Raw genomic sequence first — 20,800 nt, 5'->3', positions numbered from 1 at the left:
CCATGGAATTCGACTACATCATCATTGGTGCCGGCTCGGCCGGTTGCGTGCTGGCCAACCGTCTCAGTGCCGATCCGGCGGTTTCCGTGTGCCTGCTCGAGGCCGGCCCGCACGACTGGTCGCCACTGGTGCACGCTCCTGCCGGCATCGCCGCCATCCTGCCGACCCGCCACGTCAACTGGGCCTTCGATACCGTGCCGCAACCCGGCCTGGGCGGGCGCGTCGGCTACCAGCCGCGCGGCAAGGTGCTCGGCGGCAGCAGCTCGATCAACGGCATGATCTACATCCGCGGCCACCACAGCGACTTCGACGACTGGGCCGCCCTGGGCAACCCCGGCTGGTCGTTCGCCGAGGTGCTGCCGTACTTCCGCCAGAGCGAGATGAACCACCGCGGCGCCTGCGAGCTGCACGGCGAGCAGGGCGAGCTGTACGTCGGCCAGATCGAGGCGCACGCCGCCACCCACGCCTTCATCGAGGCCGGGCAGAAGGCCGGGCACCGTTACAACGCCGACTTCAACGGCATGGACCAGGAAGGCGTCGGCCAGTACGACGTGACCATCCGCGATGGCCGCCGCTGGAGTACCGCCACCGCCTTCCTCAAGCCGATTCGCGAGGCGCGGCGCAACCTCACCGTGCTCACCGGCGCCCACGCCGAGCGCATCCTCCTGCAGGGCCAGCAGGCCACCGGCGTGCAGGTGCGCATCAAGGGCCGCTCCACTACGCTCAAGGCACGCAAGGAAGTACTGCTCAGCGCCGGCGCCTTCGGCAGCCCGCAGCTGCTGATGCTCTCCGGCATCGGCGCGGAGGCCGAGCTCAAGCCCCATGGCATCGCCGTGCAGCACGAGCTGCCCGGGGTCGGCCAGAACCTGCAGGACCACCCCGACGTGGTGCAGTGCTACAAGAGCCACGACAACTCGCTGCTCGGCTACTCGCTCGGTGGCAGCCTGAAGATGGGTTCGGCGCTGGCCCGCTACCTGGCGCGCAAGCGCGGCCCGCTGGCCAGCAACTTCGCCGAGGGCGGTGCCTTCCTCAAGACCGACGCGGCCCTGGCCCGTCCGGACGTGCAGTTGCACTCGGTGGTCAGCATGCTCGACGACCATAACCGCAAGATGCACTGGGGCCATGGCTTCAGCTGCCACGTCTGCGTGCTGCGGCCGAAGAGCATCGGCAGCGTCGGCCTGCAGTCGGCCGACCCCAGCGCGCCGCCACGCATCGACCCCAACTTCCTCGGCCATGACGACGACGTGCAGACCCTGCTCAAGGGCTACCGCATGACTCAGGAGATCGTTGCGCAGGCGCCCATGGCGCGCTTCGGCCTGCAGGACATCCACAACGCCGGCCAGCTCGGCGACGAGCAACTGATCGAGCTGCTGCGCCGCCGTACCGACTCCATCTATCACCCGGTCGGCACCTGCCGCATGGGCAACGACGAGGGCGCGGTGGTCGACAGCCAGCTGCGCGTGCACGGCATCCAGGGCCTGCGCGTGGTGGATGCCTCGATCATGCCGACCCTGGTCGGCGGTAACACCAACGCGGCGTCGATCATGATCGGCGAGCGTGCCGCGCAATGGATCGCCCAGGCCTGATGGCCACGGGTCATCACCATCTACCAATAACAATGAGGACGCACAGCATGCACCACTCCCTGAAATGCCTGACTTCCGCCGGGCTGGCCTGCGCCCTGCTGGCCAGCGCCATCGCCCAGGCCGCCCCCGCCACCACCAAGCCGGCGACCGAGGCCACCAAAGTGGCCCAGCAGGCAGTACTGGCGGCACTGCCGTTCAACGACAAGCGCGAATTCGAGGATGCCCAGCGCGGCTTCATCGCCAAGCCGGACAGCCTGACCATCAAGGATGCCAACGGCAAAGTGGTGTGGGACCTGGAGAGCTACAAGCAGTACATCGGCCTCGACCAGCCGGCGCCGGATAGCGTCAACCCCAGCCTGTGGCGCAACGCCCAGCTGAACCTGCAGTACGGCCTGTTCAAGGTCACCGATGGCATCTATCAGGTACGCGGCTACGACGTCTCCAACATCACCTTCGTCGAGGGCAAGAGCGGCTGGATCGTCTTCGACCCGCTGATCAGCACGGAACCCGCCAGGGCCGCCTACGAGCTGGTGAGCCAGCACCTGGGCCAGAAACCCGTGGTCGCCGTGGTCTACAGCCACTCGCACATCGACCACTTCGGTGGCGTGCGCGGCATAGTCGACGAGGCCGACGTCAAGGCAGGCAAGGTGCGCATCATCGCGCCCGAGGGCTTCAGCGAGCATGCGGTCAGCGAGAACGTGATCGCCGGCAATGCCATGGCCCGCCGCGCGGTGTATCAGTTCGGTGCGTTGCTGCCGCGCAACGCCCAAGGCGGCGTAAGCGCCGGCCTGGGCATGACCACCTCGAGTGGCACGGTCACCCTGATCCAGCCCACCGAGTTCGTCAGCAAGACTGGCCAGGAACTGACCGTCGACGGCGTGCGCATGGTCTTCCAGATGACCCCCGGCACCGAGGCACCGGTGGAAATGAATACCTACTTCCCGGACACCAAGGCCATGTGGATGGCCGAGAACACCACTAGCAACATGCACAACGTGCTCACCCCGCGCGGCGCGCAGGTGCGCGATGCCCTGCAGTGGTCCAAATACATCGGCGAGACCCTCGCCCTGTTCGGCGACAAGACCGAAGTGCGCTTCCAGAGCCACCACTGGCCGCAGTGGGGCCAGGCGCAGATCGGCGATTACCTGAAGAAGCAGCGCGCCCTCTACAAATATACCCACGACCAGTCGGTGCGCATGCTCAACCTGGGCATGAACGCCGAGGAGATCGCCGAGGCCATCAAGCTGCCGCCTGAGCTGGAAGCCTTCTGGGCCGGGCGCGGCAACTACGGCACCCTCAAGCACAACGCCAAGGCCGTGTACCAGCGCTACCTGGGCTGGTACGACGCCAACCCGGCCAACCTCGACAAGCTGCCGCCGCAACCGGCGGCGAAGAAGTACGTCGAGTACATGGGTGGCGCGGCGGCCGTGCTGGAGAAGGCCAGGGGCGACTTCGCCAAGGGTGAGTACCGCTGGGTGGCCGAGGTCGCCAAACAGGTGGTGTTCGCCGAGCCGGACAATGTCGAGGCGAAGCACCTGCTGGCCGACACCTTCGAGCAGCTGGGCTACCAGGCCGAGTCCGGCCCGTGGCGCTCCATGTACCTGCAGGGCGCCTTCGAGCTGCGCAACGGCAAGCCGGCCGCCGGCGGCGCCGTCACCGCCAGCCCGGACGTGATCCGCGCCATGACCCCGGAAATGCTCTTCGACTACCTGGCCGTGCGCCTCAACGGCGAGCGCGCCGCCGGCAAGAAGCTGGTGCTCAACTACAACTTCACCGACCTGGACAAGAGCTACGCCCTGACCGTGGAGAACGGCGTGCTGACCTACGAGGACAAGGCCGCGGCCGACGCCGATGTGGGCCTGACCATGAGCAAGACCGCGCTGGAAGACATCCAGCTGGGCAAGGCGACCCTGGAGCAGAAAGTGGCTTCCGGCGAGCTGAAGTTCGATGGTCGTCCGCAGGCCTTCGGCGAGTTCATGGGCCTGCTCGACAAGTTCGACTTCTGGTTCGACATCGTCACCCCATGAGAGCCTCGTCGATAACGGCCATAGGGCTGGTGCTGCTGCTCGGCAGCGCCAGCCCGGCGAGCCACGCCTGCGGCTACGACGGCATGGCCGCGGACCTGGCCATCGCCCACCCGGCCTCGCTGCCGGTGGCGCTGGCCATCCACGACGCCTACCAGGCCAAGCTGCTGGCCAAGCCGGTGGCCCTGCCCGGCGGCTTCGGCATGCGCCGGGTGTTGATCATGCTGGAGAAGCTGCGCGTGGCCCTCGCCCCGCTTGCCCAGGGCGAGAGCTTCAGCCTGCTGCTGGTCGAGCCGGGCCTGTGGGCGCATTTCGACGGCACCGGCACGCAGCTGCAGGTGACCCTGCACGTCGCCGCCCCCGGCGCCGACGGCAACGCCATCGTCACCGGCGAAGGCGTGCTGCTGGCCCTGGAGCAAGGCAAGCTGAGCGCCGAACAGGCGCTGCAGGCCGGGCTGATCCAGGTGCAGGCGGCGCAGCCACAGCACCTCACCGCCAGCCTGCGCCAGGCGTTTCCCCTGTCCACATCGGTTGCGGCTCGCTAGAGCCGCACGCCATTCCACGCAGACGCCGGTCACGATTCGTTCACGCCGGCGTCACGAGCGCGACACGGCGCCCTTCCAGACTGGTGCCATGAATGTCACAAGCCTGCATATCGCCCTGGTCAGCGAGACCTATCCCCCCGAAGTCAATGGCGTGGCCAATACCCTCGGCCGTTTGTGCCAGGGCCTGCGTGAGCGCGGCCATCGCCTGCAGCTGGTGCGCCCGCGCCAGGCCGACGAGCCGAACCGCAGCGACGAGGAACTGCTGCTGACCCGCGGCTGGCCGCTGCCCGGCTACGCCGGCCTGCAGTGGGGCCACTCCTCGCTGCACAAGCTGCTGCGGCGCTGGAAGCGCAATCGCCCGGACGTGCTGTATATCGCCACCGAGGGCCCGCTCGGCCTGTCCGCCTTGCGGGCGGCGCGGCGCCTGGGCATCCCGGTGGTCAGCGGCTTCCACACCAACTTCCAGCAGTACAGCGACCTCTACGGCTTCGGCCTGCTCACCCGCCTACTGACCGGCTACCTGCGCTGGTTCCACAACCGCTCGCGGCTGACCCTGGTGCCCAGCCCCAGCCAGCGCCTGGAGCTGCAACGCCGCGGTTTCGAGCGCCTGGAGCTGCTGGCACGCGGCGTCGACGGCCAGCTGTTCCATCCGGCGCGCCGTTCGAGCGAGCTGCGCGCCGCCTGGGGCATGGCCGAGGACGAGATCGCGGTGGTCCACGTCGGCCGCCTGGCCGCGGAGAAGAACCTGCAGCTGCTGGTCCGCGCCTTCCGCGCATTGCAGCGCAGCCTGCCGCAACGACGCCTGCGCCTGGTGCTGGTAGGCGACGGCCCGCTGCGTGCGCAGCTGCAGGAGCAGCTGCCGGATGCACTGTTCTGCGGCGTGCAGCGCGGCGAGGCGCTGGCCGCGCACTATGCCAGCGGCGATTTGTTCCTCTTCCCCAGCCTGTCCGAGACCTTCGGCAATGTGGTGCTGGAGGCCCTGGCCTCGGGCCTGGCGGTGGTCGCCTTCGACCAGGCCGCGGCGGCCCAGCACATCCGCCACGGGCATAACGGCGCCCTCGCCATTCCGGGCGACGAACAGGCCTTCATCAAGGCCGCGCGCTGGTTGCTGGAGGACGGTGAGATATTCCGCCGGGTGCGTCTGAATGCTCGCCAGCACGCCGGCAAACAGGGCTGGCCGGCCATCGTCGAGCAGTTCGAGGAACACCTGCTGCAGGCCCGCCAGACATAAAAAAGCCCCGGTGTGCCGGGGCTTGGAGGGGCGCGTCAACGACGCGCCGGGGTAAAGCGAATGATCAGACCAGCTGCTTCAGGGCCTCGCGGCTGAACGGCAGGATGTCGCCTTCGCGGCCATCGCGGACCTTCACCGCCCAGTCCGGGTCGACCAGCAGGGCGCGGCCCACGGCCACCAGGTCGAACTCCTGCTTGTTCAGGCGTTCCAGCAGCTTCTCCAGGCTGGCCGGCTCGGCGACCTTGTCGGTGTTGACCATGAACTGCAGGAACTCGCCGTCCAGGCCGACGCTGCCCACGGTGATGGTCGGCTTGCCGGTCAGCTGGCGGGTCCAGCCGGCCAGGTTGAGGTCGGAGCCTTCGAACTCCGGCTCCCAGAAGCGGCGGGTCGAGCAGTGGAAGATGTCCACGCCGGCATCGGCCAGCGGCTTGAGGAAGGCACCCAGTTCCTCGGCGGTCTGTACCAGGCGCGCGGTGTAGTCCTGCTGCTTCCACTGGGAGAAGCGGAAGATGATCGGGAAGTCCGGGCCGACGGCGGCGCGCACGGCCTGGATCAGCTCGATGGCGAAGCGCGAACGCTGGGCCAGGTCGCCACCGTATTCGTCGGTGCGCTTGTTGCTGCCTTCCCAGAAGAACTGGTCGATCAGGTAGCCGTGGGCGCCGTGGATCTCCACGCCGTCCATGCCGATGGTCTTGGCGTCCAGGGCGGCCTGGGCGAAGGCGGCGATGACTTCGGCGATGTCCTGCTTGGTCATGCCGTGGACCACCACGTTGCCTTCCTTGACCTTCTCGCTCGGGCCGTAGCCCGGCACGCTGGCGTCCGGCTCGGTGCCGGCCTTGCGCACGTTGCCCACATGCCACAGTTGCGGGACGATCTTGCCGCCTTCGGCATGCACCGCGTCGACCACCTGCTTCCAGCCGGCCAGGGCGTCTTCACCGTAGAAGCGCGGCACGTGCGGGTAGCCGTTGGAGGCCTTGTGGCCGACGGTGGTGCCCTCGGTGACGATCAGGCCGACGCCGGCGGCGGCGCGGCGACGGTAGTACTCGACCACCTTGGCATTGGGCACGCCGCCCGGAGAGAAGGAACGGGTCATCGGCGCCATGACCACGCGGGTCGGCAGTTCCAGGTTGCCCAGGCGGAAGGGCTCGAACAGGGCTTTAGCGGTCATGGGGACTCCTTGGTGCCGGCCAGCTGACCGGTCGTCTCGTCAATGGGCAAAAAAACAGTCAGGGCCGCAGCAGCAGCTCCAGACGGTGAATGAAGGCTTCCAGCGGTTGCAGGCTGCGGCCGACCTTGAGGCGCGCCAGCACGCCCTGCCAGGCGTTGGCGATGAAGGTCGCCAGGTTCTCGCAATCCTCGTGCACGGCCAGCTCGCCGGCCGCCTTGGCCTGCTCCAGGCAGCCCTGCAGGATCTCCACCGAGGCCTGCTGGATGCGCTCGACCTCGGCGCCGATGGCCGGCAGCACTTCGCTCATCTCGAAGCTCAGGCTGCCGATGAAGCAGTGGTACTCGGGTTGCTCCTGGCGGCTGAAGTGCGCCAGCAGCTCGCTGTAATAGCCGATGATGCGTGCCCGCGGGCTCAGCGCCGGGTTGCTCAGCGCCTCGGTGTAGCGCGTCAGGCGTGGTCCGTAGACGAACTCCAGCGCCTGCAGGGCGAAGTCTTCCTTGCTGGCGAAGTAGTGATAGAAGCTGCCCTTTGGAATGCCGGCGGCCTGGACGATCTCCATCACGCCGGTGCCGTGGTAGCCACGGCGCGTCATCACCTCCGAGCCCTTGGCCAGGATCAGGTCGCGCTTGTCGAGTCGGACTGTGTTGTTCATGGCGGCGAGCATATGACCGGTCGTCTCGCCCCGCCCAGCACTATTGATCTCGGTGATTAAGGGCCAGAAACCGGACGGCTACAGCCAGGTGACATGCTGCTCCAGGGGAAAGCGCAGGCGCGGGTTGTACACGCCCTTCTCGCCCTGGCGCCCGACGGCCAGGAGCATGATCGGGATGGCCTGGCGCGGGATGTCCAGCACCCGGCGCAGACGCACCTCGTCGAAGCCTTCCATCGGGCAGCTGGCGTAGCCGTGGCTCTGGAAGGCCAGCATCAGGTTCTCCGCCGCCAGCGCGGTGGATTTGACCGCCCAGATGCGCATATCGGCGCGGCTGTTGGGCTTGCGCATCAACGGCTTGCGCAGCGCGGCCAGGCGCACCAGCTGGCGCTTGACCAGGCCGAGCAGACCCAGCGGCCCCTGGTTGTACTGGAAAGGCGCGGTCTTGGCGTAGAAGCTGCGAACGCGCGGCGGCACCTCGGGCTCCGGCCAGTACTCCACCACATTGGCACAGGCCTGCTTCCAGGTATCCGGCCGGGCCAGCACGGCGATCAGCAGCGGCGCCTTGGCCGCGTTCTGGCTCATGCACACCGGGTGCAGGCGCGCCAGCAGCGCCGGATCGCGCACCACCTGAAAGCTCCAGGGCTGCAGGTTGCAGGAGTTGGGCGCGAGCACGGCCAGTTCCAGGCAGTCGCGAATCACCTCGTCCGGCACCGCTTCGGCAGTGAAACGGCGCACCGAGCGACGGCTCTCGATCAGCGCACGCAATGCCGCGGGCGAGGCCGTGGGGCTGAGATCGTCAGGGGAGAAACTGGTCATCGCGGGCCTCCTCGGCAGATGCCCCGATTAGGCAATCGGGGTGCCGAGAGGGCAAGACAGCCGGGAGAGATCGGCCGGATGAATGGCGCAATCAGCCTAGGGCTTTCTCGATGGCCTGGATCAGCGCCGGATCGTCCGGCGTAGTGCGTGGCGAGAAGCGCGCCAGCACGCGGCCGTCGCGGCCGACCAGGAACTTCTCGAAGTTCCAGGTGATGTCGCCGGGGAACTCGGCGCCCTCGCCCGCCAGCAGGCGGTACAGCGGGTGGCGGCCGGGGCCGTTGACCTCCAGCTTGCTGCCCAGCGGGAAGGTCACCCCATAGTTGAGGCTGCAGAACTCGCGGATCTCGTCTTCGCTGCCCGGCTCCTGGCCGGCGAACTGGTTGCACGGCAGGCCCAGCACGGTGAAGCCGCGCTCGTGGTATTGCTGGTGCAGCGCTTCGAGGCCGGCGTACTGCGGAGTCAGGCCGCACTTGGAGGCGACATTGACCACCAGCACCAGCTGGCCCTTGTACGGCGCCAGTGGCAGATCCTGGCCATCCAGCGCGCGCAGATTGAGATCGTGAAAGGCACTCATGGCTGACTCCTTGAGCATGCGCAGGGACAAAAAAGGCGCCCGTGGGCGCCTTTTCGGTTAACTCAGCTTAGCAGCCGGGGCCTGGCTGGGAACGACCATAAGTCGTATTGCTGGGCCCGATCACAGATCAGTGATGGTGGCCGCCTTCGCCATGGATGTGGCCATGGGCGACTTCTTCGGCGCTGGCTTCGCGCACGTTGATCACCTTGACCTGGAAGTTCAGGCGCTGGCCGGCCAGCGGGTGGTTGCCGTCGACGACCACGTCGTCGCCGTCGATGTCACGCACGGTGACGATCTGCATGCCGCCGTCCGGACCGGAGGCGTGGAACTGCATGCCCACTTCCAGCTCGTCGACACCCTCGAACATGCTGCGGTTCAGGGTGGCGACCAGTTCGGCGCTGTATTCGCCGTAGGCTTCGGCCGGCTCGATGGCCACGCTCAGCTCGTCGCCGACCTGCTTGCCCTCGAGGGCCTTTTCCAGGCCGACGATGATGTTGCCCGCACCCTGCAGATACACCAGCGGGGCGCCGCCGGCGGAGCTGTCGATCACCTCACCGGCATCGTTGGTCAGGGTATAGTCGATGGAGACAGCCTTGTTGGCGGCGATCAGCATGGAGGGGAAACCTTTTGCTAGAGATTGGAAAGGGAGCAAGTCTACCCGCCATACCGGCCGAAAGCGACCGCGCGCCTGACGGACGGGGCGCGCCGGCCATCCTGCTGCTGGGCTTTCATCAGGACGAGGACGGCCACTGGGTGGCCGACCTGTCCTGCGGCCATACGCAGCATCTGCGGCATCAGCCGCCGTGGCAGAATCGGGCCTGGGTCATCGACCCCGTGCAGCGCCAGCGTCATCTGGGTCAGCCCTTCGCCTGTGGCTGGTGCGCGCAATCGAATAGGGAATAGTCATGCCGGCACGCAATATTCTGGTCATCAACTGCGGCAGCTCGTCGATCAAGTTCGCTCTGGTCAACGAGGCCCACTCGCAATTCACCCTCAGCGGCCTGGCCGAGCGCCTGGGCAGCCCGGACGCGGTGCTGCACTGGCAGCGCGGCGGCGAGAAGGACAGCCTGATGCTGCCGGGCGGCGACCACCGCACCGCGCTGCACCAATTGCTGCCACTGGTGCAGGGCGCCGCCGGCGGCAAGCTGCACGGCATCGGCCACCGGGTGGTGCATGGTGGCGAGCAGTTCACCGCCGCCTGCCGCATCGATCCCCACAGCCTGCAGGCAATCCGCGCCACCGCGCCGCTGGCACCGCTGCACAACCCGGCCAATCTGCTGGGCATCGAGGCGGCGCTCAAGCTGTTCCCCAACCTCACCCAGGTCGCGGTGTTCGACACCGCCTTCCACCAGAGCCTGCCCGAGCACGCCTACCGCTACGCCGTGCCGGAGCACCTGTACCGTGAGCACGGCGTGCGTCGCTACGGCTTCCACGGCACCAGCCACCGCTTCGTCAGCCGCCGTGCGGCGGAGATGGCCGGGCTGTCCAGCGGTGACAGCAGCTGGCTGTCCGCCCACCTGGGCAACGGCTGTTCCACCTGCGCCATAGTCGATGGCAAGAGCCGCGACACCAGCATGGGCCTGACCCCGCTGGAAGGCTTGGTGATGGGCACCCGCAGCGGCGACATCGACCCCAACCTGCACGGCCACCTGTCCCGCACCCTGGGCTGGAGCCTGGAGCAGATCGACAACATGCTGAACAAGGACAGCGGGCTGCTCGGCCTGTCCGCCCTGTCCAACGACATGCGCACGCTCGAGCAGGCCCGCGAGCAGGGCCACCCCGGCGCCACCCTGGCCATCGAGGTGTTCTGCTACCGCCTGGCCAAGTCCCTGGCCGCCATGAGCTGCGCCCTGCCGCAGCTGGATGGATTGATTTTCACCGGCGGCATCGGCGAGAACTCGCCGTTGATCCGCAGCAAGACGGTGGCCCACCTGAAACTGTTGAATCTCGCCCTCGACAAGGAGGCCAACGCTCGCTGCATCCGCGGCGTCGCCGGCGCCATCCAGGCCCACGGCCACCCACGGGTGCTGGTGGTGCCGACCAACGAGGAACGGCAGATCGCCCTCGACACCCTGGCCCTGCTCACCGCCTGACGGTGAGCGGTACGCACCAAGGAACGCCCATGCATACCTTCTTCATCGCCCCCACCGGTTTCGGCGTCGGCCTCACCTCTATCAGCCTCGGCCTGGTTCGCGCCCTGCAGCGCGCCGGGCTGAAGGTCGGCTTCTTCAAGCCGATCGCCCAGCCACACCCCGGCGACGCCGGCCCGGAACGCTCCAGCGAACTGATCGCCCGCACCCACGGGTTGCTGCCGCCCAAGTCGCTGCCGCTGGCCCAGGTCGAGCGCATGCTCGGCGATGGCCACCTGGACGAGTTGCTGGAGGAGATCGTCAGCCTGCACCAGCAGGCCGCCCAGGGCATGGACGTGCTGATCGTCGAGGGGATGGTGCCGACCCGCCACGCCAGCTACGCGGCACGGGTCAACGTGCACCTGGCCAAGAGCCTGGACGCCGAGATCATCCTGGTCTCGGCGCCGGAGGGCGAGGAGCCGGAGAACCTCACCGAGCTGTCCGACCGCATCGAGATCCAGGCCCAGCTGTTCGGCGGACCGAAGGACCCGAAAGTGATCGGCGTGATCCTCAACAAGGTGCGCCACCCGCAAGGCGTGGAGGCCTTCACCGAGCAGCTCGGTCAGCTCTCGCCCCTGCTGCGCGGCGGCGACTTCCACCTGCTCGGCTGCATTCCCTGGCAGGACGAGCTGAACGCCCCGCGCACCCGCGACGTGGCCGAGCTGCTCGGCGCGCAGATTCTCAACGCCGGCGACTACGAACAGCGCCGCGTGCAGAAGATCGTGCTGTGCGCCCGCGCCGTGCCCAACACGGTGCAGCTGCTCAAGCCCGGCGTGCTGGTGGTCACCCCCGGCGACCGCGACGACATCATCCTCGCCGCCAGCCTGGCCTCGATGAACGGCGTGCCGCTGGCCGGCCTGATGCTGTGCAGCGATTTCCCGCCGGACCCGCGCATCCTCGAGCTGTGCCAGGGCGCCCTGCAGGGTGGCCTGCCGGTGATGAGCGTGAGCACCGGCTCCTACGACACGGCCACCAACCTCAACCGCATGAACAAGGAAATCCCGGTGGACGACCGCGAGCGTGCGGAGAAGGTCACCGAGTTCGTCGCCGGGCACATCGATCACGACTGGCTCAAGCAGCGCTGCGGCACCCCGCGCGAGCTGCGCCTGTCGCCACCGGCGTTCCGCTACCAGCTGGTGCGCCGCGCCCAGGCGGCGAACAAGCGCATCGTCCTGCCGGAGGGCAGCGAGCCGCGCACCGTGCAGGCCGCCGCCATCTGCCAGGCACGCGGCATCGCCCGCTGCGTGCTGCTGGCCAAGCCGGAAGACGTGCACAACGTGGCCAGGGCCCAGGGCATCGAGCTGCCCGAAGGCCTGGAAATCCTCGACCCGGAGCTGATCCGCGAGCGCTACGTGCAGCCCATGGTCGAGCTGCGCAAGGGCAAGGGCCTCAACGCGCCGATGGCCCTGGCCCAACTAGAGGACAGCGTGGTGCTGGGCACCATGATGCTGGCCCTGGACGAGGTAGACGGCCTGGTCTCCGGCGCCATCCACACCACCGCCAACACCATCCGCCCGGCCCTGCAGCTGATCAAGACGGCGCCCGGCTACAACCTGGTGTCCTCGGTGTTCTTCATGCTGCTGCCGGACCAGGTGCTGGTGTATGGCGACTGCGCGGTGAACCCCGACCCCAACGCCGCCGAGCTGGCCGAGATCGCCCTGCAGAGCGCCGCCTCCGCCGAGGCCTTTGGCGTGCCGGCGCGGGTGGCGATGATCAGCTATTCCACCGGCGACTCCGGCAGTGGCGCCGAGGTGGAGAAGGTGCGCGACGCCACCCGTCTGGCCCGTGAAAGCAATCCCGCCCTGCTGATCGATGGCCCCCTGCAATATGATGCCGCGGCCATCGCCAGCGTCGGCCGGCAGAAGGCGCCGGACAGCCCGGTGGCCGGCCGCGCCACGGTGTTCATGTTCCCCGACCTGAATACCGGCAATACCACCTACAAGGCCGTGCAGCGCAGCGCCGACTGCGTCAGCGTCGGCCCCATGTTGCAGGGCCTGCGCAAGCCGGTGAACGACCTGTCGCGCGGCGCCCTGGTGGACGACATCGTCTACACCATCGCCCTCACCGCGATCCAGGCGGTACGCGAGGGCTGAGGCACTGCGTGGGGCGGCTAGAACCGACACGGGCTCACCCGCCCCACGAGATGCTGCGCTAGAATCCGCTCGCCCGGCGCGGCTGGCCGACAACGTCGGGCTGACCACAAGGTCAGCCGCAGCACTTGCCGTTCAGTGTACAAGCGTTAACCTTGGCGCCGGACCGACTTGCCGCAAGGAGTGCTGCAGGTATCTCGACCGCATCGGGGCGCACAGAAAGCCCCCTGACAGGAGCCCTTCGAGCCCATGCTGCAATTCCTGCCCGCCCCTCTGCGCGGTGTCATCAGCGCGCTGCTGTTGGCCCTCAATACCCTGATCTGCTGCTGGCCGCTGTTCGCCGTGGCGCTGCTCAAGCTGCTGTTGCCGATCCCGCCGATCCAGCGCGGCCTGCGCTTCGTGATGCACGGCATCGCCGAGTTCTGGATCAGCGTCAACAAGTTCTGGATGAACCTGGTGCGCGACACCCGCTGGGATGTCGAGGGCATCCAGGGCATGGACATGCGCCACTCCTACCTGGTCACCAGCAACCACCAGAGCTGGGTGGACATCCTGGTGCTGCAGTACCTGCTCAACCGGCGCATGCCGCTGCTGAAGTTCTTCCTCAAGCAGGAGCTGATCTGGGTGCCGGTGATCGGCCTGTGCTGGTGGGCGCTCGAGTTCCCGTTCATGAAGCGCTACAGCAAGGAATACCTGGCCAAATACCCGGAGAAGCGCGGCCAGGACCTGGCCACCACCCGCAAGGCCTGCGCCCGCTACAAGAGCAATCCGGTGTCGGTGTTCAACTTCCTCGAAGGCACGCGCCTGACTCCGCAGAAGCACAGCCAGCAACAATCGCCCTTCAAGTACCTGCTCAAGCCCAAGGCCGGCGGCATCGCCTTCGTGCTGGATGCCATGGGCGAGCAGCTGGACGCCATCGTCAACGTCACCATCCACTACCCGTCCGGCAACCCGGGCTTCTGGGACCTGCTCTGCGGCCGCCTGGACCAGGTGGTGGTGCGCTTCGACAAGCTGGCCATTCCCGCCGAGTTCATCGGTCGCAACTACGACCAGGACGAGGAATACCGCCTGCAGTTCCAGCAGTGGGTCAACCAGCTGTGGCAGGCCAAGGATGCGCAGTTGGGTGAGCTGCACCAGCAGTTCCCCGGCCGCAACTGAACCTCAGCGCACCACCAGCGGCGGCTCGTCGGGCCGCCAGCTGCTCCAGTCCAGACGCGGCGGGAACGCGCCGGCGCGCTCCACCGGCAGTCCCGGCGCCACTAGGAAGCCCTGCATGGTGGTGCAGCGGTGAGCGATCAGCCAGTCGCGCTGTTCCAGGGTTTCCACCCCTTCGGCGACCACTTCCAGGCCCAGGTGGTGGCCCAGGTCGATGATGGTGCTGACGATCGCCGCGTCCTTGGGTGAGTCGAGCATGTTGGCGACGAACAGGCGGTCGATCTTCAGGGTGTCCAGTTCGAAGTGGCGCAGGTAGGCCAGCGACGAGTAGCCGGTGCCGAAGTCGTCGATGGCGATGCGCACACCCAGCTCGCGCAGCTGACGCAGCTGTTCGCGGGTGGTGTCGAGGTCCTGCATCAGCGCGCTCTCGGTGACCTCCACCTCCAGTTGTGACGGCTTGAGCTGGTGCACTTCCAGCATCCGCCGCAGATCGTCCACCAGTTGCGGCATGCCGAACTGCACGGGGCTGACGTTAAGGCTGAGCAGCAGCTTTTCTCCGAACCGAGCACGCCAGGCCCGGCACTGGCGGATGCCCTGGTTGAAGATCCAGTCGCCCAGGCGATTGATCAGGCGGGTCTCCTCCAGCAGCGGGATAAACACCCCAGGAGAGATGGTCCCAGCGACCCGGTGCTCCCAGCGCAGCAGCGCCTCGAAACCACGCAGGCAACCGCTGGCCAGGTCGATCTGCGGCTGGTAGACCAGCACGAAGTCGTCCTGCTCGATGGCCGTGCGCAGGCTCTCCTCCAGCATCAGCCGCGAGCGGGCGCGGCCGTTCATTTCCGGCGAGAAGAAGCGGTACTGCTGGCGGCCGGCGCGCTTGGCCTCGTACATGGCCATGTCGGCCGAGCGCAGCAGGCCGTCCACCGTCTGCCCGCATTCCGGGAAACAGGCGATGCCGATACTGGCGCCCAGGGTGAACTCCACGCCGTCCAGCTGGTGCCGCACCGAGATCAGCTCGATCAGTTTCTCCGCCACCCGCGCCGCGTCCTCGGGATGGTCGAGGGTATCGAGCAACGCGGTGAACTCGTCGCCACCCATGCGCGCCACGATGTCGTAGGGGCGCAGGCAGGTCTTCAGCTGCTCGGCGACCTTGCGCAGTATCTCGTCGCCGGCATCGTGACCAAGGGAGTCGTTGATGCGCTTGAAACCGTCCAGGTCCAGGTACAGCACGGCCATGCGCTTGCCGCTGCGATCGACGCGCGACAGCGCGCTATCCAGCGCCTGGTGGAAGCCACGGCGGTTGTACAGGCCGGTCAGCGCGTCGGTGACCGCCTGGGATTCGAGCTGGGCGTGCAGGTTGCGCACCACCGACATGTCCAGGGCGATCAGCACCATGGAGTTCTGGTACTGCGGCAATGGCGAGCAGGACAGCGCGGCCGGCAGATAGCCGCCGGTCAGGGTGCCGAGCACCGCGTCATGGATGCGGTAGGTCTGGCCGGAGCGCCAGTGCTGGTAGAACTCGCTGTCCTTCCATTCGCCGGGCATCTCCGGCGCCTTGAGGTAGGACAGCAGCGCACTGCCGTGCAGATCGGCCACCTCACCCTGGAGCATCTGCGCCATGGCCGGATTGGCGAAGCGGATGAAGCCATCCTTGTCGATCACCAGGATGCCTTCGGAGGCGTTGTCCAGCACCGAGGCGTTGAAGGCGCGCTCGCGGTCCAGCTGCTGGGTCAGCTGCAACAGCTCGTGGCGATGGCGCTCCTGCTCCAGCAGGGAGCCGATCTTGTGCTTGAGCACCTTGGGGTCGAAGGGCTTGAGGATGAAGTCCACCGCGCCGATGGCGTAGCCCTGCAGCACCGACTCTTCGGTATGGGCAATGGCGGAGAGGAAGATGATCGGCGTGTAGCGGGTATGCGGGCTGCCGCGCATCAGGCGGGCCACCTCGAAGCCATCCATCTTCGGCATCTGCACGTCGAGCAGGACCAGGCCGACATCCTCGTCCATCATGCAGCGCAACGCCGCCTCGCCGGAATCGACGGTGCGCACGTTCCAATCCTCATCGCCGAGCAGCGCCTCCATGGCCACCAGATTCTCCTCGCGGTCGTCGACCACCAGCAGAATCTGCTGCTCCGCTAACGCCTCAAGTTGCAACTGCGCCATGCAGCCCTCCTCTCTTCGGCATCCCTTTCATCCTCTCAGCCCCGCGCCTGGCGTCGCGGCTGCGCCGATGCCGCCAGCCAGCGATGGAGCATTTCCAGCAGTTCCTGACGCCCCACCGGCTTGGCCAGGTAGTCGTCGCAGCCCGCGGTGATGCACTTCTCGCGGTCGCCCTTCATGGCATGTGCCGTGAGGGCTATGACCGGGACGCCGCAGCCACGTTCATCTTTAAGGATGCGGGTGGCGGTGTAGCCGTCCATGTTGGGCATGGCCATGTCCATCAGCACCAGGTCGAAGGGCTCTCGATCGAACGCCACCAGGGCTTCTTCGCCATCCTTGGCCGGCACCACCGCCAGGCCCAGCTCGTCGAGCAGGGCGGTCATCGCGTAGATGTTGCGGATGTCGTCGTCCACCAGCAGCACGCGCTTGCCGGCCAGCTCCGAGCCATCGGCCGGTGGCTCGCGTACGGTGGAGAGGAAGCCCTGCAGCGCAGCACCGAGCGGGCGGAGGTCGTCACCGCTCTTGCGCACCACCACCGCCGAGTAGCGGCGCAGGCGCTGCAGGTCCTGGCGGGTGATGTCCACGCCGGTATTGATCACCACCTGGGTGTCCCGCAGGGCGCGTTCGCGCTGCAGCGTCTCGAGCAAGTCGAAGCCATCCTGATCGGGCAGGTCGAGGTCGATCACCAGGGCGTCGAACGACTGTGCCGCGTAGGCCTGGCGCGCCTGCTCGGCGCTGGCCACGGCGGTGACCCGGAAGCCCATCTGAACCAGGTGCTCGCGATAATGCTCGCGCTCCACCTCCACGTCTTCCACCAGCAGCAGGTCGCGGCTCGGCGCGCTGAGCACGACGATATCCTCGAACACCCGCTCCAGGTCCTGACGCGCCACCGGCTTGACCAGGTAGCGCGTGCCGTCGCTGTGCCAGTCCTGCGGCTGCGGTACACAGGAGACGATATGCACCGGCACGTCGCGGTACTGCATCAGCCCGCGCAGGCGCCGGTAGATCTGCCAGCCGCTGATGTCCGGCAGCAGGATGTCGAGGATCACCGCGACGAAACGCTCACTCTGCAACAGGCCGATGGCCTGCTTGCCGTTGCGACAATGCACGCTGGAAAAGCCGTGAGCCTGGGCCTCCTCGGCGATCACCGCGGCGAAGTTGGGGTCGTCCTCGACGATCAGCACCGCCGGCCCGCTGCCGCTGCGCTGCGGCGTGGCAGTGAGCGATTCGTCTTCCTTCTCCTGCGGATTCAGCGCCACCACCGGCAGCCGCACGATAAAGCGCGAGCCCTGCCCAGGCGTGCTTTCCAGACTGATCTGACCACCCAGCACCTCCACCAGTTGGCGGGTGATGGCCAGCCCCAGGCCGGTACCGCCGAAACGGCGACTGGTGGAGCCGTCGATCTGCTGGAAGGCCTGGAAGATGCGCTCGTGCTGCGCCGGGTCGATGCCGATGCCGCTGTCGCGCACGACGAACTGCAGGGTCTCGCGCTCGTCGTCGAGGGACACCGGCGAGAGGCCGATGCTCAGCTCCACCTCGCCGTGTTCGGTGAACTTGAGGGCATTGGACAGCAGGTTGCGCAGGATCTGCTGCAGGCGCCCACGGTCGCTGTGGATCATCCGCGCTACGCCCGGCTCCAGGTGAGTGAGCAGGCGCAGCCCCTTGATCTCGGCCATCGGCCGCAGGCTGGAATCCAGCTCCACCAGCAGGTCGTGGATGTTCAGCGGTTCGAGCTTGAGCTGCACGCGTCCGGCCTCGATCTTGGCCAGGTCGAGGACATCATTGATCAGCTGCAGCAGGTCGTTGCCGGCCTTGTAGACGATGTCCGCATGCTTGACCTGTTTCTCGGTCAGGTTGCCGGCCACGTTGTGACGCAGCTGCTCGCTGAGGATCAGGATACTGTTGAGCGGCGTGCGCAGCTCGTGGGACATGTTGGCGAGGAACTCCGACTTGTAGCGGTTGGCCAGGGCCAGCTGCTCGGCCTGCTCACGCAGGCGCTGCTCGGCGGCCTTGCGTTCGCTGATGTCGATGATCACCGCCTGCACCAGGCGCTCGCCGTCGGCGCGGATCGGCGACAGGCCGACTTCCAGGGGAATCAGGCGGCCATCGCGGTGCTGGCCGAACAACTCGCGGTTGCCACCCATGCGCCGCGGTGACGGGTCTTTGATAAAGCCGTCGCGCAGGCTCGGGTGCTGGGCACGGGTGGCTTCCGGCAGGAGCATCTCCACCGGCTGGCCGAGCATCTCGGCGCGCTCGTAGCCGAACATCTGTTCGGTCTGGCGGTTGACCATGCTCAGCCGGCCCTTGCCGTCGACCAGCACGATGGCGTTGGGCGAGGCCTCCACCACCAGGCGGAAGCGCTCTTCGGCAGACTTGCGCTCGCTGATGTCGATGATCACCGCCTGCACCAGCATCTCCTCGCCGACGCGGATCGGCGCCAGGCCGACCTCCAGGGGAATCAGGCGACCATCGCGGTGCTGGCCGAACAGCTCGCGGTTGCCGCCCATGCGCCGTTGTTCCGGGGCGTTCTGGTAGGCCTGGCGCATGGCCGGGTGGCCTTGGCGCAGTTGCTCCGGCAGCAGGCGCTCCACCGGCTGGCCCAGCAGTTCGTCACGCTCGTAGCCGAACATCAGCTCGACCTGGCGGTTGACCATGACCACCTTGCCGCTGCCGTCGACCAGCACGATGGCATTGGGCGAGGCCTCGACCACCAGGCGGAAGCGACCTTCGCTCTCGCGCAACTGCTGGCGCTGCCGCTCGCTGTCGCCCAGGGCACGGTCGCGCAGGAACAGGAAGCCGCCGACCAGCAGCGACAGCAACAGCGCAGCCAGCAGGCCGGTGCCCAGGCTGATCGGTAGGTCGCCGTCACCCAGAGCGGCCTCGTAGGCGGCAGTGCTACCCACGTTGAGTTGCCACTCCCGGCCATAGATGCTCAGTGTGCGCTGCGCACGGAAACGCGGGTTGTGGGATTGCATGCCGCTCCTGCTGAGCAGCGGCTGGGCGGGATCGGCCAGATCGAGCAGCTCTATCTCGAATTGGCTGCCGCCACTACCGAGAATGCCGTGCATCAGGTCGGCCAGACGGAAGGTGCCGGCAACCATGCCTTGCAGCGCTTCGCGACGCTCGTCGGTGGTGCTCAGCGGGGCATTGGGGCGGAACACCGGCAGGTACAGCAGCATGCCGGTCTGCGCGTCCTTCTCGGTTTCCTGACGCAGGCGCAACGGACCGGTGAGTACGGCCTCGCCGCTGTCGCGGGCCTGCTCTATGGCAGTACGGCGGGTAGCCTCGCTGTACATGTCGAAGCCCAGCGCGCGACGGTTGCGCCAGTCCAGGGGATTGATGAACTCGACCATCAGGTAAGCCTCTCGCTCACCCGATGGATAGGCCTGGAAGTCGCTGCGCCCTGCCATGCGGGCCTGCTCGACGAAGGCGCTCAGCTCGCCGGCACGCAGGTAACGGCTCCAGGACAGGGCCTGGATGCCCGGGTACTGCTCTTGCAGCTGCAGCTGATCGGTAGCGCGCTGCCACTCCTCGTTGGAGACCTGGTCGCTGCCGGCCATCAGTCCGGCCATGCCACGCAGCACCATCTCGTAGGCGCGCATGCGCTCGCGCACGCTGAGCTCGACGCCGTCCACCGCCAGGGCGAAACGCTGCTCCTGGGCCTGACGGTTGCTCTGTTCGAGGGTGCGCCATTGCCAGAACACCAGGGCGCCGAGGCCGATCAGCAGAACCAGGCTGATCAGCAGGGGGATCCAGGGTTTGCGGGAGTGGAAGATGGGAGCGGTGCCGTCCATGAAGTCTCCTGATCTTGCCCCGGCACGCCTCGCTCACCTGAGGCACACCAGCTCATACGCGGCTGAGCGCGTTGTCTGCTGAGAGTGTAGTCAGGAATTTACCTAGGTAGACGAGCGCGACGGACGGCATTTGGCCATCACTCAGAAACGCAAAAGGCCCCTCGCGGGGCCTTCTGTGCAGTGCTGTCAGTACTGGGCGCCGGGCAACGGACGCAGGGTGACTTCGACGCGGCGGTTCTGTGCGCGGCCATCGGCCGAGGCGTTGCTGGCGATCGGCTGATCCGGGCCGGCACCACGGGTGCTAAGACGCGAGGCGTCCACGCCCTGGGCCATCAGGTAGTTGGCCACACTCTGCGCGCGGCGCTGCGACAGGCTCATGTTGTAGGCATGGTTGCCGGTGCTGTCGGTGTGGCCGACGATCTCGATGCTGTTCTGGTTGTACTGGCGGAAGGACGTGGCCAGGTTGTTCAGCGGGCTGTAGAAGCTGCTGGCGATGTCCGCCGAGTCGGTGGCGAAGGTGATGTTGCCGGGCATGATCAGCTGGATGGTGTCGCCCTGGCGCTGCACCTCGACGCCGGTGCCTTCCATGCTGCGGCGCAGTTCTTCTTCCTGCTTGTCGGCGTAGTAGCCGTAGCCGGCACCGGCCGCGCCGGCCACCGCGGCGCCGATCAGCGCGCCTTTGCCACGGTTGTCGTGGTTGATCGCGGCACCAGCCACGGCGCCGGCCAGCGCGCCCAGGCCGCCGTATTTGGCGGTCTTGCTCATGCCCCCGGAGCTCTGCTGGGGCTGATTTTCATAGGGATTCTGCGAGGCACAGCCAGTCAGCAGCGCCAACAGCAGGGCGGCGAGAGTCAGGCGTGAGGGGGTAGACATGGGAGT

The 20,800-nt window shown here is 67.3% G+C and carries 16 protein-coding genes; 8 read left to right on the top strand and 8 right to left on the bottom strand.

Translation table 11 applies throughout. The features are described from left to right. Positions 1–2: 2 nt before the first annotated feature. From FFS62_RS18820 to FFS62_RS18805, 4 genes are all read left to right on the top strand, one after another. Positions 3–1,586 (top strand): GMC family oxidoreductase, encoded by a 1,584-nt coding sequence (locus FFS62_RS18820; RefSeq protein WP_137974375.1) that lies wholly within the window; start codon positions 3–5, stop codon positions 1,584–1,586. A 47-nt stretch (positions 1,587–1,633) separates the two neighbouring features. After that, positions 1,634–3,613, top strand: coding sequence for an alkyl/aryl-sulfatase (locus FFS62_RS18815; RefSeq protein WP_137974374.1), 1,980 nt, complete (start codon positions 1,634–1,636; stop codon positions 3,611–3,613). Further along, a complete protein-coding gene (locus FFS62_RS18810; protein ID WP_137974373.1) occupies positions 3,610–4,155 on the top strand; it encodes a hypothetical protein in 546 nt (181 codons plus the stop codon). Before FFS62_RS18815 ends, FFS62_RS18810 begins: the two co-directional genes overlap by 4 nt. Positions 4,156–4,243: 88 nt before the next feature. After that, on the top strand, positions 4,244–5,386 hold the full coding sequence (locus FFS62_RS18805; RefSeq protein WP_137974372.1) for a glycosyltransferase family 1 protein: 1,143 nt from the start codon (positions 4,244–4,246) through the stop codon (positions 5,384–5,386). 64 nt (positions 5,387–5,450) lie between these two features. On the opposite strand, the gene FFS62_RS18800 is transcribed toward FFS62_RS18805, so the two are convergent. From FFS62_RS18800 to FFS62_RS18780, 5 genes are all read right to left on the bottom strand, one after another. After that, positions 5,451–6,554 (bottom strand): NADH:flavin oxidoreductase, encoded by a 1,104-nt coding sequence (locus tag FFS62_RS18800; protein ID WP_137974371.1) that lies wholly within the window; start codon positions 6,552–6,554, stop codon positions 5,451–5,453. A 58-nt stretch (positions 6,555–6,612) separates the two neighbouring features. Beyond that, on the bottom strand, positions 6,613–7,218 hold the full coding sequence (locus FFS62_RS18795; RefSeq protein ID WP_137974370.1) for a TetR/AcrR family transcriptional regulator: 606 nt from the start codon (positions 7,216–7,218) through the stop codon (positions 6,613–6,615). A gap of 66 nt (positions 7,219–7,284) precedes the next feature. Then, positions 7,285–8,022 carry a nitroreductase family protein gene (locus FFS62_RS18790; RefSeq protein ID WP_137974369.1) on the bottom strand — a complete coding sequence of 246 codons (738 nt, stop codon included), beginning with the start codon at positions 8,020–8,022 and terminating at the stop codon, positions 7,285–7,287. A 91-nt stretch (positions 8,023–8,113) separates the two neighbouring features. Then, positions 8,114–8,596 carry a glutathione peroxidase gene (locus FFS62_RS18785; RefSeq protein ID WP_137974368.1) on the bottom strand — a complete coding sequence of 161 codons (483 nt, stop codon included), beginning with the start codon at positions 8,594–8,596 and terminating at the stop codon, positions 8,114–8,116. A gap of 127 nt (positions 8,597–8,723) precedes the next feature. After that, the gene (locus FFS62_RS18780; protein WP_137974367.1) at positions 8,724–9,209 is read right to left on the bottom strand and encodes a peptidylprolyl isomerase; all 486 of its coding nucleotides are present in this window, start codon (positions 9,207–9,209) and stop codon (positions 8,724–8,726) included. Positions 9,210–9,259: 50 nt separating this feature from the next. Between FFS62_RS18780 and FFS62_RS18775 the strand changes: the two genes are divergently transcribed. The 4 genes from FFS62_RS18775 to FFS62_RS18760 all read left to right on the top strand — a co-directional run bounded on the left by FFS62_RS18775 (position 9,260) and on the right by FFS62_RS18760 (position 13,973). After that, positions 9,260–9,499, top strand: a complete 240-nt coding sequence (locus FFS62_RS18775) for a DUF3565 domain-containing protein (protein WP_256662308.1) — start codon at positions 9,260–9,262, stop codon at positions 9,497–9,499. A 2-nt stretch (positions 9,500–9,501) separates the two neighbouring features. Continuing rightward, complete coding sequence (locus FFS62_RS18770) at positions 9,502–10,689, top strand: acetate kinase (protein WP_137974365.1); 1,188 nt, start codon at positions 9,502–9,504, stop codon at positions 10,687–10,689. A 29-nt stretch (positions 10,690–10,718) separates the two neighbouring features. Further along, positions 10,719–12,818 (top strand): phosphate acetyltransferase, encoded by a 2,100-nt coding sequence (gene pta, locus FFS62_RS18765; protein WP_137974364.1) that lies wholly within the window; start codon positions 10,719–10,721, stop codon positions 12,816–12,818. A gap of 246 nt (positions 12,819–13,064) precedes the next feature. Continuing rightward, positions 13,065–13,973: an acyltransferase gene (locus FFS62_RS18760; protein ID WP_137974363.1), complete on the top strand. Its 909-nt coding sequence runs from the start codon at positions 13,065–13,067 to the stop codon at positions 13,971–13,973. A 3-nt stretch (positions 13,974–13,976) separates the two neighbouring features. On the opposite strand, the gene FFS62_RS18755 is transcribed toward FFS62_RS18760, so the two are convergent. The 3 genes from FFS62_RS18755 to FFS62_RS18745 form a co-directional block, all read right to left on the bottom strand. Beyond that, positions 13,977–16,130, bottom strand: coding sequence for a bifunctional diguanylate cyclase/phosphodiesterase (locus FFS62_RS18755; RefSeq protein WP_137974362.1), 2,154 nt, complete (start codon positions 16,128–16,130; stop codon positions 13,977–13,979). A gap of 35 nt (positions 16,131–16,165) precedes the next feature. Continuing rightward, positions 16,166–19,921 carry a CHASE domain-containing protein gene (locus FFS62_RS18750; RefSeq protein WP_137974361.1) on the bottom strand — a complete coding sequence of 1,252 codons (3,756 nt, stop codon included), beginning with the start codon at positions 19,919–19,921 and terminating at the stop codon, positions 16,166–16,168. A gap of 186 nt (positions 19,922–20,107) precedes the next feature. After that, positions 20,108–20,794, bottom strand: coding sequence for an OmpA family protein (locus FFS62_RS18745; RefSeq protein WP_137974360.1), 687 nt, complete (start codon positions 20,792–20,794; stop codon positions 20,108–20,110). Between the last annotated feature and the right edge of the window lie 6 nt (positions 20,795–20,800).

Source organism: Pseudomonas sp. F(2018) (assembly GCF_005508865.1).
Taxonomy (GTDB): domain Bacteria; phylum Pseudomonadota; class Gammaproteobacteria; order Pseudomonadales; family Pseudomonadaceae; genus Aquipseudomonas.
The sequence above is the reverse complement of the archived record's forward strand: the minus strand, read 5'-3'. Positions and strand labels throughout refer to the sequence as shown.

What these genes read in the sequence shown, in the direction of transcription:
- FFS62_RS18820 (WP_137974375.1), top strand. Translation starts at nt 3, where the DNA reads ATGGAATTCGACTACATCATCATTGGTGCCGGCTCGGCCGGTTGCGTG.
- FFS62_RS18815 (WP_137974374.1), top strand. Translation starts at nt 1,634, where the DNA reads ATGCACCACTCCCTGAAATGCCTGACTTCCGCCGGGCTGGCCTGCGCC.
- FFS62_RS18810 (WP_137974373.1), top strand. Translation starts at nt 3,610, where the DNA reads ATGAGAGCCTCGTCGATAACGGCCATAGGGCTGGTGCTGCTGCTCGGC.
- FFS62_RS18805 (WP_137974372.1), top strand. Translation starts at nt 4,244, where the DNA reads ATGAATGTCACAAGCCTGCATATCGCCCTGGTCAGCGAGACCTATCCC.
- FFS62_RS18800 (WP_137974371.1), bottom strand. Translation starts at nt 6,554, where the DNA reads ATGACCGCTAAAGCCCTGTTCGAGCCCTTCCGCCTGGGCAACCTGGAA.
- FFS62_RS18795 (WP_137974370.1), bottom strand. Translation starts at nt 7,218, where the DNA reads ATGCTCGCCGCCATGAACAACACAGTCCGACTCGACAAGCGCGACCTG.
- FFS62_RS18790 (WP_137974369.1), bottom strand. Translation starts at nt 8,022, where the DNA reads ATGACCAGTTTCTCCCCTGACGATCTCAGCCCCACGGCCTCGCCCGCG.
- FFS62_RS18785 (WP_137974368.1), bottom strand. Translation starts at nt 8,596, where the DNA reads ATGAGTGCCTTTCACGATCTCAATCTGCGCGCGCTGGATGGCCAGGAT.
- FFS62_RS18780 (WP_137974367.1), bottom strand. Translation starts at nt 9,209, where the DNA reads ATGCTGATCGCCGCCAACAAGGCTGTCTCCATCGACTATACCCTGACC.
- FFS62_RS18770 (WP_137974365.1), top strand. Translation starts at nt 9,502, where the DNA reads ATGCCGGCACGCAATATTCTGGTCATCAACTGCGGCAGCTCGTCGATC.
- pta (WP_137974364.1), top strand. Translation starts at nt 10,719, where the DNA reads ATGCATACCTTCTTCATCGCCCCCACCGGTTTCGGCGTCGGCCTCACC.
- FFS62_RS18760 (WP_137974363.1), top strand. Translation starts at nt 13,065, where the DNA reads ATGCTGCAATTCCTGCCCGCCCCTCTGCGCGGTGTCATCAGCGCGCTG.
- FFS62_RS18755 (WP_137974362.1), bottom strand. Translation starts at nt 16,130, where the DNA reads ATGGCGCAGTTGCAACTTGAGGCGTTAGCGGAGCAGCAGATTCTGCTG.
- FFS62_RS18750 (WP_137974361.1), bottom strand. Translation starts at nt 19,921, where the DNA reads ATGGACGGCACCGCTCCCATCTTCCACTCCCGCAAACCCTGGATCCCC.
- FFS62_RS18745 (WP_137974360.1), bottom strand. Translation starts at nt 20,794, where the DNA reads ATGTCTACCCCCTCACGCCTGACTCTCGCCGCCCTGCTGTTGGCGCTG.